The organism is Natronospirillum operosum (genome assembly GCF_004768465.1).
In the GTDB taxonomy this organism is placed as follows: Bacteria; Pseudomonadota; Gammaproteobacteria; order Pseudomonadales; family Natronospirillaceae; genus Natronospirillum; species Natronospirillum operosum.
Genome location: NZ_SRMF01000001.1, coordinates 968175 through 982312, shown reverse-complemented (window position 1 = coordinate 982312; position 14138 = coordinate 968175). Strand labels below are relative to the sequence as shown.

Sequence of the window (14138 nt, the reverse complement as noted above, 5' to 3'; positions counted from 1 at the left end):
CGGGTCGCTTTCTTTTTGGGTTTATGCCTGAATTACAGGTTGCAGCTATCGCATCGCAAGGTAGAGCACAATGACTGAACGCACCATGGAGCAGCAGTGGGCGCTGTCCCACCTGGCGGGAGGTAATCACAAGTACCTCGAAGAGCTGTTCGAGACCTATCTGCAGGACCCGAATGCGGTGCCTGAAGAGTGGCGTCACGAGTTCGACAAACTCCCCAGTGTCAACGATCAGGTTCGCACGGATACACCGCACAAACCGATCCGGGACCATTTTCTGTTGCTGGGCAAATCCCGCACCGGTGGCCGTGTCGGTACTGTTGCGCCGAGTATTACCTCGGAACACGAGCGCAAGCAGGTACTGGTGCACCAACTGGGTACCGCCTACCGCTTTCGCGGCCACCAGGAAGCCGATCTGGATCCGCTGGGTTTGCTGGAACGACCTCTGGTTCCCGATCTGGACCCGCGCTTTCATGGCCTCACCGAGGCCGATGAAGACACCGTCTTCAACTGCAGCAACCTCTATATCGGCAAGGAAGAAGCGCCCCTCAAGGAAATCGTGCAGGCCCTGCGCGACACCTACTGTGGCAGCATCGGTGCCGAGTTCACCCATATTGTCGATACCACCGAACGGCGCTGGATCGAACAGCGCATGGAGTCGGTGCGCTCCAAGCCCAAACTGAGCCAGGATGCCCGTCTGCATCTGTTCGAACGCCTCACCGCGGCCGAGGGGCTGGAGAAATATCTGGGCTCCAAGTATCCGGGCACCAAGCGCTTCGGTCTCGAAGGCGGCGAAACCCTGATTCCGGCCATTGACGAGCTGATTCAGCGCTGCGGCTCCTACGGCGCGCGCGAGATCGTCATCGGCATGGCCCACCGCGGCCGGCTGAACATGCTGGTCAATATTCTGGGCAAGAGCCCGCGCGATCTCTTTGACGAGTTCGAGGGCAAGTCCTTCCTCGAGATGGGCTCAGGCGATGTCAAGTATCACCAGGGCTTCTCGTCCAACGTGATGACCACAGGCGGAGAAGTTCACTTGGCGCTGGCGTTCAACCCGTCACACCTGGAAATTGCAGCACCGGTAGTGGTCGGGTCGGTACGGGCCCGCCAGGACCGTCGTGACGATCCGGGCGGTTCGCTGGTGGTGCCGGTCAATATTCATGGTGACGCTGCCTTTGCCGGGCAGGGCGTGGTCATGGAAACCTTCCAGATGTCGCAGACCCGAGCCTTCCGCACCGGCGGTACCATCCACCTGATCATCAACAACCAGGTTGGCTTTACCACCTCCCGGCGCGAAGACATGCGCTCGACCGAGTACTGCACGGATGTGGCCAAAATGGTCCAGGCGCCCATTTTCCATGTCAATGGGGATGACCCGGAAGCGGTGATCTTTGTGACCCAACTGGCTGTCGACTACCGCAACACCTTCCGCAAGGATGTGGTGATCGATCTGGTCTGTTACCGTCGCCGCGGGCACAACGAAGCCGATGAGCCGGCCATGACGCAGCCGGTCATGTACAGCAAGATCCGTTCTCAACCGAGTTCGCTGGCCCTGTACTCCCAGCAACTGGTGAATGAAGGCGTACTGGAAGACAGTGACGTCAAAACCTTTGCCGACAATTATCGCGATGCCTTGGACAACGGCGAACATGTGGCCAAGGCACTGGTCAAGGAGCCCAACAAGTCGCTTTTTGTCGACTGGGCGCCCTATCTGAACCAGCCGGTGGAAGACTATTACGACACCTCAATTGAGCTGAAGGAACTACAGCAGATCGGGCGTGACATGAACGTCATCCCCGAGAGCTTCCCGGTGCAGAAGCAGGTGCAGAAGATCATCAGCGACCGGGACAAGATGACGGCCGGCGCCACCCCGATCAACTGGGGCTACGGCGAAACACTGGCCTATGCCACCTTGCTCAAGGAGGGGGTTCCGGTGCGTCTGGTCGGCCAGGACTCAGGCCGGGGCACCTTTGCCCACCGCCATGCGGTACTGCACAACTCGAAAGACGGTACTCAATATGTGCCGCTGCAGAACCTCTATGAAGGGCAGCCTGTATTCGAGGTGTATGACTCCTTCCTGTCGGAAGAGGCCGTACTGGCCTTTGAATACGGCTATGCCACCACCAAGCCGGACACCCTGGTAATCTGGGAAGCCCAGTTTGGTGATTTTGCCAATGGGGCCCAGGTGGTGATCGATCAGTTCATCACCAGCGGCGAACACAAGTGGGGCCGTCTGTGCGGCCTGGTCATGCTGTTGCCGCACGGCTATGAAGGGCAGGGCCCAGAGCACTCTTCAGCCCGCCTTGAACGCTTCCTGCAGATGTGTGCAGAGCAGAACATTCAGGTCTGTGTTCCCACCACGCCGGCACAGGTTTATCATATGCTGCGCCGTCAGGTGCTGCGTAATCTGCGCAAACCGCTGGTGGTCATGTCGCCAAAGAGCCTGCTGCGGCACAAGGCTGCGGTGTCGGATCTGGAAGCACTGGCCGAGGGCCACTTCCACACTGTAATCGGTGAAACCGACAGCAGCATCAAGCCGGAAGACGTGCAGCGTGTGGTGTTCTGCTCCGGCAAGGTCTACTACGATCTGGTCGAATATCGACGCAGTGAGAACATCACCAACGTCGCCATCATTCGGATCGAACAGCTGTACCCGTTCCCGGAAGAGGCCCTGCAGAAAGCCCTTGCTCCGTTCCGCAACTGCGAGGACGTGGTCTGGTGTCAGGAAGAGCCGATGAACCAGGGTGCCTGGTACAGCAGTCAGCATCATATGCGTTATGTCGTGTCGCGCCACAATCCGGACAACTACCTCGGGTTTGCCGGCCGCGAAGCATCAGCAGCCCCGGCTGCGGGCTATATGAAGCTGCACCTGGAACAACAGAAGCGGCTGATCGAAGACGCCCTGATATACCCCAAAAAGTAAGCATCGAAGCGTAGCGTAACTGATTTAAGGAACTGAGCATGCCCATCGACATCAAAGCCCCGCAGTTTCCGGAGTCTGTTGCTGACGGTAGTATCGCTACCTGGCACAAAAAACCGGGCGAAACCTGTAAGCGGGACGACCTGCTGGTCGACATCGAAACCGACAAGGTGGTACTTGAAGTCACCGCGCCAGCTGACGGTGTCATCAAGGAAATCCTGCACGACGAAGGTGCCACGGTAGAAAGCGAAATGGTGATTGCCACCTTCGAGGAAGGCGCTGCCGGTGACGGTGGTGATTCGGGGGCGGACGACAAGAAAGAATCCGACAAGTCGCAGAAGCAGGACAAGCAAGAGAAGAAAGAAGACAGCAGTGCTGCGGCCGCTGAGAAGTCCGCTGCCGACAAGTCATCGGACAAGGCCGACGATGGCCCCAGGCTGAGCGCCGAGGAAGCCGACAAGCTGCTCAGCCCGGCGGCGCGCCGGATGGTCGATGAGTACAGCCTGGATGCTACTCGCATCAAGGGCACCGGCAAGGGCGGTCGCATCACCAAAGAGGATGTGATGGCCTATCAGAGTGCTCAGCATGCACCGGATCGGCCGAAAGACGAAGGTCCTCGTCACTCCGCACCCGGCATGAACATCCAGTTCTCCGGTGCAGCACCCGTCGGTGACGGCGGTGAACGCACCGAAAAACGCGTGCCCATGACCCGCCTGCGCAAGACCATTGCCAAGCGCCTGGTCGAAGCGCAGCAGAACGCAGCCATGCTGACCACCTACAACGAGGTCAACATGAAGCCGGTAATGGAGCTGCGCTCACGCTACAAGGAGCTGTTCGAGAAGACGCACAACGGCGCACGCCTGGGCTTCATGTCCTTCTTCGTGAAGGCGGCTACCGAGGCCCTGAAACGCTTCCCCGACGTCAATGCCTCCATTGACGGCGATGACGTGGTCTACCATGGCTACTACGATGTCGGTGTTGCGGTCAGTTCCGACCGTGGCCTGGTGGTGCCGGTACTGCGCGATGCAGATTCCATGGGCCTGGCGGAAATCGAAACCCAGATCCGTGATTTCGGTGCGCGGGCGCAGAAAGGACAGGTCTCAATTGACGAAATGCAGGGTGGTACCTTCACCATTTCCAATGGTGGTGTGTTCGGCTCGCTGATGTCCACGCCCATTCTGAATCCGCCGCAGACCGCCATCATGGGCATGCACAAGATTCAGGAGCGCCCGATGGCGGTAAACGGTCAGGTCGAAATCCTGCCCATGATGTATCTGGCCCTGTCGTATGATCACCGCATGATCGACGGCAAGGAAGCGGTGCAGTTCCTGGTCACCATCAAGGAATTGCTTGAAGATCCGGCCCGTATTCTGCTGGATGTATGACCTGAACTGAATCGAAATTCACTGATTATCCATAGGAAAGATCAATGGCAAATCAATACGATGTCGTGGTAATTGGCTCCGGCCCCGGTGGCTATGTTGCCGCCATCAAGGCAGCTCAGCTGGGCCTGAAAACCGCCTGTGTCGAGAAATGGCTGGACCGTGACAACAAGCCTTCATACGGCGGTACCTGTCTGAACGTCGGCTGTATTCCTTCCAAGGCACTGCTGGAATCTTCCGAGCACTATCACCAGGCGGAAACCAGCTTCGGTGATCACGGCATCAGCCTGAAAAGCCTGAAGATGGACGTCAAGGGCATGATGGGACGCAAGGACAAGATCGTGCAGAACCTCACCCAGGGTGTTGCCGGTCTGTTCAAGTCCAATGGCGTGACCTCCATTGAAGGCACTGGCAAGTTGCTGGCCAACAAGGTGGTCGAAGTCACCGGGCATGACGGCAAGGTCCAGAAGTTGGAAGCCAAGAATGTCATTCTGGCCTCCGGCTCGGTACCCATCGACATTCCCCCGACGCCGATCGACGGCAAGCATATCGTCGACTCCGAAGGTGCCCTCGAGTTCGATGCTGTACCCAAGAAACTGGGTGTCATCGGGGCCGGCGTGATCGGCCTGGAACTGGGCAGTGTCTGGAAGCGTCTGGGCTCTGAGGTGGTCGTACTGGAAGCGCAGGACAAGTTCCTGGCTGCTGCCGATCAGCAACTGGCCAAGGCCGCCTACAAGTCCTTCACCAAGGATCAGGGTCTGGATATTCGTCTGGGTGCCCGTGTTACCGGCTCTGAAGTCAAGGGTGGCAAGGTGACTGTGCAGTTTACCGATGGCGATGGTGAAAAGTCCGAGACCTTTGACAAGCTGATTGTATCGGTGGGTCGTCGTCCCTACACGGACGGTCTGCTGTCCGATGACTGTGATGTCAAGCTGGACGAGCGCGGCTTTATCTTTGTGGATGACCAGTGCAGAACCTCGGCCCCGGGTGTGTTCGCCGTGGGTGACGTGGTGCGTGGCCCCATGCTGGCCCACAAGGGTTCGGAAGAGGGCGTGATGGTGGCGGAGATCATCGCCGGCCACAAGGCCCAGATGAACTACGACACCATTGCCAATGTCATCTACACCAATCCGGAACTGGCCTGGGTGGGCAAGACCGAAGAAGAACTGAAGGCCGAAGGCGTCAAGTACAAGGCCGGCTCCTTCCCGTTTGCGGCCAATGGCCGGGCCATGGCAGCCAACGACACCACGGGTATGGTGAAGATCGTTGCCGATGAAGAAACCGATCGCGTTCTGGGTATGCATGTCTTTGGTCTGCATGCTTCCGAGATCGTGATGCAGGGTGTGATCGCCATGGAGTTCGGTTCTTCGGCCGAAGATCTCCAATTGATGTGCTTTGCACACCCGACCCTGTCGGAGTCGGTCCATGAGGCCGCCCTGGCAGTTGATAACAAGGCGCTGCATGTCGCCAACCGCAAGAAGCGCTGAGTCAAGGAAAGCGCCGTAGCCGGAAACGCAGGCACCTTCGGGTGCCTTTCTGTCATTGGCCTCGCTGCCTGGTGAGGCCAGCCAACTAACGGTTTTAAAGGTATGAACTTACACGAATATCAGGGCAAACAGCTGTTTCGTGACTATGGTCTGCCGGTGTCAGAGGGCTATGCCTGTGACAGCGCAGACGAGGCTGCAGAAGCGGCCCGCAAGATTGGCGGTACTGCCTGGGTTGTCAAGGCTCAGGTGCACGCCGGTGGTCGCGGCAAGGCCGGCGGCGTCAAGCTGGTCAACAGCGAAGACGAGATCCGCGCTTTCGCCGACAAGTGGCTGGGCCAGCGCCTGGTCACCTACCAGACTGATGAAGACGGTCAGCCGGTCAGCAAGATTCTGGTGGAAAGTCTGACTGATATCGATCAGGAACTGTATCTGGGTGCGGTGGTGGACCGCTCCACCCGTCGCATCGTGTTCATGGCGTCCACCGAGGGCGGCGTGGAAATCGAGAAGGTGGCTGAAGAGACACCGGAAAAGATTCTGAAAGCAGAGGTTGATCCGCTGGTCGGCGCGCAGCCCTATCAGGCGCGAGATATCGCCTTCCAACTGGGTTTGCAGGGTGAACAGATCAAGCAGTTCACGAAGATTTTCCTGGGTCTGGCACAGCTGTTTCAGGACAAGGATCTGGCCCTGCTGGAGATCAACCCGCTGGTCATCACCGATCAGGGCAACCTGCATTGTCTGGATGCCAAGATCGTGATCGACTCCAATGCGCTGTATCGCCACAAGGACCTGCAGGCCATGGGTGACCCCAGCCAGGAAGATCCGCGTGAAGCCGAAGCCGCCTCCTGGGAACTCAACTATGTGGCCCTGGACGGCAACATCGGCTGCATGGTCAATGGCGCCGGTCTGGCCATGGGTACCATGGACACCATCAAGCTGAACGGCGGCGAGCCGGCCAACTTCCTGGATGTCGGCGGTGGCGCCACCAAGGAACGTGTGGCCGAGGCCTTCAAGATCATCCTGTCGGATGACAGCGTCAAGGCGGTGCTGGTCAACATCTTCGGCGGCATTGTGCGCTGCGACATGATTGCCGAAGGCATCATTGGTGCGGTAGAGCAGGTCGGCGTCAAGGTGCCGGTCGTGGTGCGTCTGGAAGGCAACAACGCCGAGAAGGGCAGAGAAAAGCTGGCTGACAGTGGGCTGAACATCATTGCCGCCAGCGGTCTGACGGAAGCTGCCCAGTCAGTGGTTAAAGCAGCGGAGGGTGCGTAATGAGCGTTTTGTTGACTAAGGACACCAAGGTCATCTGTCAGGGCTTTACCGGTGCCCAGGGTACCTTCCACTCCGAGCAGGCCATCGAGTACGGCACCAACATGGTTGGTGGTGTAACACCGGGCAAGGGCGGCCAGACGCATCTCGGCCTGCCGGTGTTCAACACGGTCCGCGAAGCGGTCGAGCAGACTGGCGCCGAGGCCTCGGTCATCTATGTACCGGCGCCGTTCTGCAAGGACTCCATCCTCGAAGCCGCCAATGCCGGCATCAAGCTGGTGGTCTGCATCACGGAAGGCATCCCGACACTGGACATGCTGGACGTCAAGGTCAAGTGTGACGAGCTGGGTGTGCGCCTGATCGGCCCCAACTGCCCTGGTGTGATCACTCCGGGCGAAAGCAAGATCGGCATCATGCCGGGCCATATCCACAAGCCCGGCAAGGTCGGCATTGTGTCGCGCTCCGGTACCCTGACCTATGAAGCGGTCAAGCAGACCACGGACTTCGGCTACGGCCAGTCTTCCTGTGTGGGTATTGGCGGCGACCCGATTCCGGGCTCTAACTTCATCGACATTCTGGAGCTGTTTCAGAATGATCCGCAGACCGAAGCCATCGTGATGATCGGCGAGATCGGCGGTACCGCTGAAGAGGAAGCTGCGGCCTACATCAAGGCCAATGTGACCAAGCCTGTCGTGGCCTATATTGCCGGCGTCACGGCGCCCAAGGGCAAGCGCATGGGTCATGCCGGTGCCATCATCTCCGGCGGCAAGGGCACAGCGGACGAGAAGTTCGCGGCGCTGGAAGATGCCGGCGTGAAGACGGTGCGCAGCCTGGCCGAGATCGGTGAAGGCCTGAAGGCCGCCACCGGCTGGTAATCCTCAGGGCGCCTTGTGCAACCTGATTGAAAGGCGCCTGCGGGCGCCTTTTTTGTCGGTGGGTTTGGTGCTGATCGAACCGTACCTCCTTACCCTTGTAGGCGGTGGCCCTCGGCCACGCATGCGTGAGTAAGCCCCGAAACGTCGGGTCGCACCGCCTGCAGAAGAGCCTCGGTTGTAGCGAGCGACGCGAGTCGCGATGGGTGGCGCAGCCGCCCCTCCCGTGGGCCTGTCGGCCCAATCGGGACTTGCGTCCCTCGCTACATTTGCTTCGCGTAAATTGAGTGCCTTCCAGAAGTTGGCGCTGCAGGCGCGGCCGCCGGGCGGTGGTGTGCTGAACCGCAGACCGTGCACGGCCAGGGACGGCCGTGCTCGAGCTGTCAGGGACGACGTTTTTTTGCGTGTCTGCGGTCAGCACACCCCGCCATCAGGCGGCCTTGGCAACCAGCTCGGACTCACAGGGCCTGTACCCGAGCCTGGCGACGGTCCGACATGCTCTATAGAGTGAAGGCATCCACACAAGCTTGGCGATGTTAGAACAACGGAGGACACAGCAAACCTGATGCGAGCATTGCTGCTCTCTGCCTATCATACCGACAGCCACCGCCGCTGGGCCGCTGGCGTCATGCGTTGGCTGGATGAGGTCGACTGGACGCTGCTGCAGCTGCCCGGGCGGCACTTTGCCTGGCGCATGCGCGGCAACCCGCTGCACTGGCACACCGAGTCCGGGGCAGTGCTGGAGCAGGACTATGACCTGGTACTGGCCACCTCCATGGTCGACCTGGCCACCTTGATCGGCCTCTACCCGAATCTGGGAAAGTCCCGCAAGGTACTGTATTTCCACGAAAATCAGTTCGAGTATCCACTGTCACCCGGGCAGAAGCGTCGCGCCGAGCCACTGATGGTCAGTCTCTATGCCGGCCTGGTGGCCGACTGCCTGCTGTTCAATTCGGTCTACAACCGGGATACCTATCTGTGTGGTCTGGAGCAGTTCATGCGACGCATGCCGGAACGTCTGGACCTGTCATTCATCGAACAGCTGGCGGCTCGGTCCCGAGTCCTGCCGGTGCCGCTGGAACCCCGTACCAACCGGGCAGACGTCGGATTAGCCGACCCTGATGCAGCCCCGCTGATTCTGTGGAACCACCGCTGGGAATACGACAAGCAGCCGAAGGCCTTCTTCGCGGCCTGCACGGAACTGGACCGGCAAGGGTTCGACTTTCGTCTGGCTGTGGCTGGCCAGACCTTCCGCCAGCAGCCGGAGGTGTTTGCGCAGGCGCAGCTGCAACTCGCGCACCGAATTGAGGCATGGGGGCATCAGCCACGGGCGGACTATGAAGCCCTGTTGCAGCGTTCGGCCATCGTCGTCTCGACCGCACTGCACGAGTTTCAGGGTCTGGCCATGCTGGAGGCCGTGCAGGCCGGCAGCATCCCGCTGGTACCGGATCGCCTTTGCTATCCGGAGTTCTATGGTCCGCAGTACCGTTATCAGGGGTCCGTGGAAGCGCTGGTACAGCAGCTTGGGAACTGGCTGGAGAACCCGGACCAGCGGCCTCCCGCGCCCTCGATAGAGCACTGGGAATGGCCCGCAATGCTGGCACAATATACGCATGCGCTATACGATGGTCTGGTCTGATGCCAGGCGTCAGACTCGTTCTTTCTACCGATCAGACTACAGACAGGAATAATACTTCAATGCTGGCATCAATGAAGGTAACGGATCGCATCGACACCGCTATCCTGAGATGTGCCCTGATGGCTGTTGCGCTGCCATTGACCCTGCTGGGTAATGCGCAGGCGCATGAGCCCACGCGGGAGGTTGAGGAGTTCACCCGGCATGGTGACGGCACGGTGACCGATGAACGGCTGGGCCTGATGTGGGCTGTCTGTGCACTGGGGCAGACCTGGGACGATGACGACTGTGTGGGTGAACCCGAGCAATTGACCTGGAACGAGGCCAGACATGCCGCCAGAACCAGCACCCTGTCCGGTCATGACGACTGGCGCATGCCCACCATTCACGAGCTTCGGGATCTGGTCCACTGCAGCTCGGGGCGCCGCCAGGGACCGGACAATACGGACGGCGGATACCGCTGTGACGGTGCCTTTCTGAGCCCGACCATCCTGCCTCAGGTATTCCCCAAAACGCCGGAAGTCATGTTCTGGTCCTACTCGCCCAGCCCCTTTTTGTCCTTTGGCAGCCTGGGGGTGTTTTTCCGCAGCGGCGGCTCCTTTCATCGGGACCGGGATGAGCAATTCGCCCTGCGCCTGGTGCGGGATCTGGAATGAAGTGGTGGCATGACCGGGCGGCGCAGCCAAGGGGGCAGATCCTGCTGCTGCATGGCGCCGGTGCTCCGGCAGACAGTGACTGGATGAACGAGGCCGCAGCCGCTTTATGTGCACTGGGCTGGTCGGTCATGCGCACCGAACTCGAGTATATGGCCCGCCGTCGTGAAGACGGTCGGCGGCGGCCCCCACCACGGGCAGACCGGCTGCTGCCGGAACTGACAGAGATACTGGCGGCGCTGCCTGTCACAGACAAGCTACCGCTGGTTCTGGCCGGAAAATCCATGGGGGGTCGTCTGTTGTCCATGCTGACCACGACCACACGTTGGCCATCACAGCGCTCGCGGCCGGCCGGCATTCTGGCCCTGGGTTACCCGTTTCATCCACCCGGCAAGCCGGATCGGCTGCGGACAGAACATCTTCCGGCTCTGTGTGCCCCCCTGCGCATCGTGCAGGGCACGCGAGACCCCATGGGTGACCGGGATACCGTCGAGGCCCTCGCATTGCCTGATGGCATCAGTGTGGACTGGGTGGCTGACGGCAACCATGACCTGCGCCCGCGCGGGCTGCGCAAGGCCGAAGTCTGGCCGCAACTCAGGGCCCGTCTGCAGGCCCAGCAGGGCTGGCTGGAAAGCCTTTAATGGAGACCGGAGCCGTAAACGGGCGCGCCGGAAAACCTACAGCAGACTCCGATTGCGCTCCTGCCACGCCACTTCAGCCTGCATCCGGGCCTCCGGTTCAGCCAGCGTCAGATGCGCCATCAGCGCCAGGGTCAGCGTATGGATGACCGCCGCTTCGCCATAGCGGTCCCTGGCTTCGCCACGCCAGACCTGCACCAGGTCTCTGATATCCAGTGTTTCCGGCCGCTCCGCCCGCTCGGAAAATACCCGGGGCAGGGTGGTTTCTTCCGTCTGTGAGCCACGGGCCCAGTACAGCGTCAGGTCTGCATGCGGGTTGCGTTCGAACTCACCGCTGTCGCCCTTGATCACCAGTGACACCGGGTAGTTCAGCAGCGCCGCCGCACCCTGGTGCAGCACATGATAGCCGGGGTGGAATATGGCCTGCAGAACAGTGGGGGCGGCAAATGGATTAAGCAGCCGGCAGAAACTGTGTACCGGTGAACGCAAACCGAGGATATGGCGCAACTGGATGATCTCTTCCAGCCGTGGCGCCAGCACCGACAGCGGCAGAAAGGCCAGGTCGGATGGGTCCCAGGCGTCCAGTTCGGTGCGGGAAGGCAGTACCGGAAAGCCAAGCTCTGCATAGACATCCTGTACATACAGCCGGCCCGGCGTATGTCCGCGCGTGCCATGGATGCACTGTCGGTAGCCCAGTTCGGACAGCAGAAGCTGCACCAGTACCAGCCAGGGCAGTTGGCGTTTCTTGCCTGCATAGCAGGACCAGTCGATATCCACACTGCGCTCTGGCAGTGGTGTCCATGCTGCCTGTACGCCGGTGCAGAAACCGGCCAGCTCCTCGGCAGTTTCTTCCTTGACGCGCAGCAGCATCAGAAAAGCACCCAGTTGCTCCCGGTGCACGTCGCCCTGCATGATCAGCCGCATGGCGTCATGCGCTTCCTGCTGCGTCAGGTTTCGGCTGCTGGTCTTGCCGCGGCCCAGAGTGCGTACATAGGATGTGAAAGGATGTTCTTCGGTCATGATTTCCGATCTTGTCTGGTACTGCCTGTCACAGGCAGTGCGGGGGTTTGGGCAACCCGGCGATGCGGGCCGCATCCTTGGCCGGGCTGCCGCCGAACAGGGACATCAGATAGATGGATGACCCCTTGTCCCGGCCCAGTCGCTCGCGCACTGCCTTGACCAGTTGGCGGTTGGCCGGCGCCAGATCATAGTCGAAGTAGAGCTCGCGCAGCAGCGTCAGCACGGGCCAGTGGTCCTCGCCCAATTCGACGCCGACCAGTTCGCGTGCAATCAGATGCGCCAGTTCGGGCGTCCAGTCGTCGGTGTGACGCAGAAAGCCGTCGTTATCAAGGGCAATGGTTCGGTTGTCCAGTTGCAGTGCCATTACCACTGTATGACGCCTCCTGTCGCAACTGCAATGGCCTCGACCCACGCCAGATCGTCCAGTGCCGCCATGTCTGCCGGCATGGTCAGCCCGAGGGCAGCACAGTCCGCCGCCAGCACCTGGCATTGGCTGATACCATGCCGTTGTACCAGTTCGGGCAGTGAATCCGCAGCCAGCGCAGCCTGGAGCAGGGCAGTACCACCGAGTATCAGGCGGTCACCCGGCGTGGTCAGCTGCAGCATGTTCGGCCAGTGGCGGGCCTGCAATACCAGGTGCAGGCGTCCGCTGGCTGCGGGTGTCGAATTCATAATACCATGACCTCCCGACTGCTGCGCAGCAGTGCCTGTATCGCTGCGGCATCAAGAAACTCGATGCGATCGGTCAGCGGGGAGGCTTGCAGCTGGCGGTAGCGGTCGGCCTCCGCCGCCGGTACGACGAAGCGTTCAACCCCGAACATCGAAGCCGATTGCCAGAGCTTGACCAGTGACTTGTGGCCGGGCAGCGGTTCGTGGGCAGCCAGATGCAGCAATCCCGAGCCGGTAAAGATCACTTCGATCTGCTGGTCGAAGACACCGCCGGCCACGGCCAGATCAAAGGTTTCCTGACCCAGATGGCCCGCCTGTGGCGCGCGGGTGACCACAAAGCACAGATCAGTCATGCTCAGTCTCCGAAATGCAGATGTCGCTGCACCTGCAGACCATTCAGCCAGTCGCCGAGACCGACAATTTCCCAGGGCGCAGCAGTTTCGACAACCCCCCGCCGTTCAGCTGCCGAGACGCACACATAGAGCGGACAGCCTGCCTGTTCGGCCAGCCGGGCCCAGTCAGCATGACAGCTGGCGGCAGTCTGCGCAGCCATGACGGCATCCTGATAGAAGAATACCTGCTGCAGACGATGGCCGGCGGCCACGACCGCCTGGCCAAAGCGCAGCGCCCGGGCATGCTGGTCGCTGGTGAAAGGCGATGCAGTCAGGGTAAGGGCGAAAGTGGTCGGGTTTGAGTGAGTCACTAGGCAATTCCGGCAACGGGCAGGTATAAAAAAGCCCCGCGGCGCGAGGCTTTCATTGCAGGGTACTGACCCGGCATCAGTCGTTCATGACGCCCAGGATGTGCAGCAGGCTGACAAACAGGTTGTAGATCTGCATGTACAGCATCACTGTGGCGCGAATGTAGTTGTCTTCGCGGTTGTGCACGATTTCACTGGTCTGCCACAGGATCAGGCCGGAGCAAATCAGCATGAACATGCCGGAAGCGGCCAGGCTGACTGCCGGCATCTGGAAGATCAGACCACCGACCATCAGCACGACTGCGGTCAGGATACCGATCATCAGCGCGCCACCCATGAAGCCGAAATCCTGACGGGTAATCAGGGTATAGGCGGACAGTGACAGGAAGATGAAGGCAGTACCACCGAGCGCCTGATAGACAATGGTCGGCGCCACAGCCAGATAGGCGTTCAGGATCGGCCCCAGAGAGGCGCCAAGCAGGCCGGTGAAGACAAAGGTCCACAGCAGACCGCTGGACTTGTCCCAGGTGCGGGGCAGCACAAACCAGCTGATGCCGACACCACCCAGCAGGCACATCAGGGCCATACCTTGCGGCATGCCCATGGCCACGGAAAAGAAGGCCGTAACCGCACTGAACGCCAGGGTCATGCCCAGCAGCATATAGGTGTTGCGCAACACCTTGTGCGTGGCCAGAATCCCACTGCCAGAGTGGGCAACTGTCTCACGATATTCAGCCATGGTTATTTCTCCAGATTATCGATATTACAGGCACAGGGCGACATCGCCACCCGGTTCTAAACACTTGGTGTCTAATATATAGAGTCTCGCGGGTTCATTACAAGCCCGCATATCGAAAACCGCTCCCTATCGCGTCTGCAGCACTCGGATTCAATACCG

General features: G+C 60.3%; 14 protein-coding genes. 8 read left to right on the top strand and 6 right to left on the bottom strand.

Features of this window, described 5'->3' with window-relative positions:
• The first annotated feature begins 70 nt into the window (after positions 1-70).
• The 8 genes from E4656_RS04620 (at position 71) to E4656_RS04585 (ending at position 10854) form a co-directional block, all read left to right on the top strand.
• Positions 71-2920: a 2-oxoglutarate dehydrogenase E1 component gene (locus tag E4656_RS04620; RefSeq protein WP_135481577.1), complete on the top strand. Its 2850-nt coding sequence runs from the start codon at positions 71-73 to the stop codon at positions 2918-2920.
• A 38-nt stretch (positions 2921-2958) separates the two neighbouring features.
• Entirely contained in the window at positions 2959-4302 is a 1344-nt protein-coding gene (gene odhB / locus E4656_RS04615; RefSeq protein ID WP_135481575.1) for a 2-oxoglutarate dehydrogenase complex dihydrolipoyllysine-residue succinyltransferase, read from the top strand.
• Positions 4303-4346: 44 nt separating this feature from the next.
• Positions 4347-5786 (top strand): dihydrolipoyl dehydrogenase, encoded by a 1440-nt coding sequence (gene lpdA, locus E4656_RS04610; protein ID WP_135481573.1) that lies wholly within the window; start codon positions 4347-4349, stop codon positions 5784-5786.
• Between the two features lie 102 nt (positions 5787-5888).
• Positions 5889-7055 (top strand): ADP-forming succinate--CoA ligase subunit beta, encoded by a 1167-nt coding sequence (gene sucC / locus E4656_RS04605; protein ID WP_135481572.1) that lies wholly within the window; start codon positions 5889-5891, stop codon positions 7053-7055.
• Positions 7055-7927 (top strand): succinate--CoA ligase subunit alpha, encoded by an 873-nt coding sequence (gene sucD / locus E4656_RS04600; protein WP_135481570.1) that lies wholly within the window; start codon positions 7055-7057, stop codon positions 7925-7927. The genes sucC and sucD overlap by 1 nt, the downstream gene beginning before the upstream one ends.
• A 562-nt stretch (positions 7928-8489) precedes the next feature.
• Positions 8490-9563 (top strand): tRNA-queuosine alpha-mannosyltransferase domain-containing protein, encoded by a 1074-nt coding sequence (locus E4656_RS04595; protein ID WP_135481568.1) that lies wholly within the window; start codon positions 8490-8492, stop codon positions 9561-9563.
• Positions 9564-9622: 59 nt separating this feature from the next.
• Complete coding sequence (locus tag E4656_RS04590) at positions 9623-10216, top strand: Lcl C-terminal domain-containing protein (protein ID WP_167855933.1); 594 nt, start codon at positions 9623-9625, stop codon at positions 10214-10216.
• The gene (locus E4656_RS04585; RefSeq protein ID WP_135481564.1) at positions 10213-10854 is read left to right on the top strand and encodes an alpha/beta family hydrolase; all 642 of its coding nucleotides are present in this window, start codon (positions 10213-10215) and stop codon (positions 10852-10854) included. The genes E4656_RS04590 and E4656_RS04585 overlap by 4 nt, the downstream gene beginning before the upstream one ends.
• A gap of 36 nt (positions 10855-10890) precedes the next feature.
• On the opposite strand, the gene E4656_RS04580 is transcribed toward E4656_RS04585, so the two are convergent.
• The 6 genes from E4656_RS04580 to E4656_RS04555 form a co-directional block, all read right to left on the bottom strand.
• The gene (locus E4656_RS04580) at positions 10891-11871 is read right to left on the bottom strand and encodes a glycosyl transferase family protein (RefSeq protein WP_167855932.1); all 981 of its coding nucleotides are present in this window, start codon (positions 11869-11871) and stop codon (positions 10891-10893) included.
• 28 nt (positions 11872-11899) lie between these two features.
• Positions 11900-12235, bottom strand: coding sequence for a TusE/DsrC/DsvC family sulfur relay protein (locus E4656_RS04575; protein WP_135482271.1), 336 nt, complete (start codon positions 12233-12235; stop codon positions 11900-11902).
• Complete coding sequence (locus E4656_RS04570) at positions 12235-12543, bottom strand: hypothetical protein (RefSeq protein WP_135481561.1); 309 nt, start codon at positions 12541-12543, stop codon at positions 12235-12237. Before E4656_RS04570 ends, E4656_RS04575 begins: the two co-directional genes overlap by 1 nt.
• On the bottom strand, positions 12540-12893 hold the full coding sequence (locus tag E4656_RS04565) for a DsrE family protein (protein WP_135481559.1): 354 nt from the start codon (positions 12891-12893) through the stop codon (positions 12540-12542). Before E4656_RS04565 ends, E4656_RS04570 begins: the two co-directional genes overlap by 4 nt.
• Positions 12894-12895: 2 nt before the next feature.
• Positions 12896-13243, bottom strand: a complete 348-nt coding sequence (locus tag E4656_RS04560; protein ID WP_167855931.1) for a DsrE/DsrF/TusD sulfur relay family protein — start codon at positions 13241-13243, stop codon at positions 12896-12898.
• A gap of 76 nt (positions 13244-13319) precedes the next feature.
• Entirely contained in the window at positions 13320-13979 is a 660-nt protein-coding gene (locus tag E4656_RS04555; protein ID WP_135481555.1) for a Bax inhibitor-1/YccA family protein, read from the bottom strand.
• Positions 13980-14138: the final 159 nt, after the last annotated feature.

What these genes read in the sequence shown, in the direction of transcription:
- E4656_RS04620 (WP_135481577.1), top strand. Translation starts at nt 71, where the DNA reads ATGACTGAACGCACCATGGAGCAGCAGTGGGCGCTGTCCCACCTGGCG.
- odhB (WP_135481575.1), top strand. Translation starts at nt 2,959, where the DNA reads ATGCCCATCGACATCAAAGCCCCGCAGTTTCCGGAGTCTGTTGCTGAC.
- lpdA (WP_135481573.1), top strand. Translation starts at nt 4,347, where the DNA reads ATGGCAAATCAATACGATGTCGTGGTAATTGGCTCCGGCCCCGGTGGC.
- sucC (WP_135481572.1), top strand. Translation starts at nt 5,889, where the DNA reads ATGAACTTACACGAATATCAGGGCAAACAGCTGTTTCGTGACTATGGT.
- sucD (WP_135481570.1), top strand. Translation starts at nt 7,055, where the DNA reads ATGAGCGTTTTGTTGACTAAGGACACCAAGGTCATCTGTCAGGGCTTT.
- E4656_RS04595 (WP_135481568.1), top strand. Translation starts at nt 8,490, where the DNA reads ATGCGAGCATTGCTGCTCTCTGCCTATCATACCGACAGCCACCGCCGC.
- E4656_RS04590 (WP_167855933.1), top strand. Translation starts at nt 9,623, where the DNA reads ATGCTGGCATCAATGAAGGTAACGGATCGCATCGACACCGCTATCCTG.
- E4656_RS04585 (WP_135481564.1), top strand. Translation starts at nt 10,213, where the DNA reads ATGAAGTGGTGGCATGACCGGGCGGCGCAGCCAAGGGGGCAGATCCTG.
- E4656_RS04580 (WP_167855932.1), bottom strand. Translation starts at nt 11,871, where the DNA reads ATGACCGAAGAACATCCTTTCACATCCTATGTACGCACTCTGGGCCGC.
- E4656_RS04575 (WP_135482271.1), bottom strand. Translation starts at nt 12,235, where the DNA reads ATGGCACTGCAACTGGACAACCGAACCATTGCCCTTGATAACGACGGC.
- E4656_RS04570 (WP_135481561.1), bottom strand. Translation starts at nt 12,543, where the DNA reads ATGAATTCGACACCCGCAGCCAGCGGACGCCTGCACCTGGTATTGCAG.
- E4656_RS04565 (WP_135481559.1), bottom strand. Translation starts at nt 12,893, where the DNA reads ATGACTGATCTGTGCTTTGTGGTCACCCGCGCGCCACAGGCGGGCCAT.
- E4656_RS04555 (WP_135481555.1), bottom strand. Translation starts at nt 13,979, where the DNA reads ATGGCTGAATATCGTGAGACAGTTGCCCACTCTGGCAGTGGGATTCTG.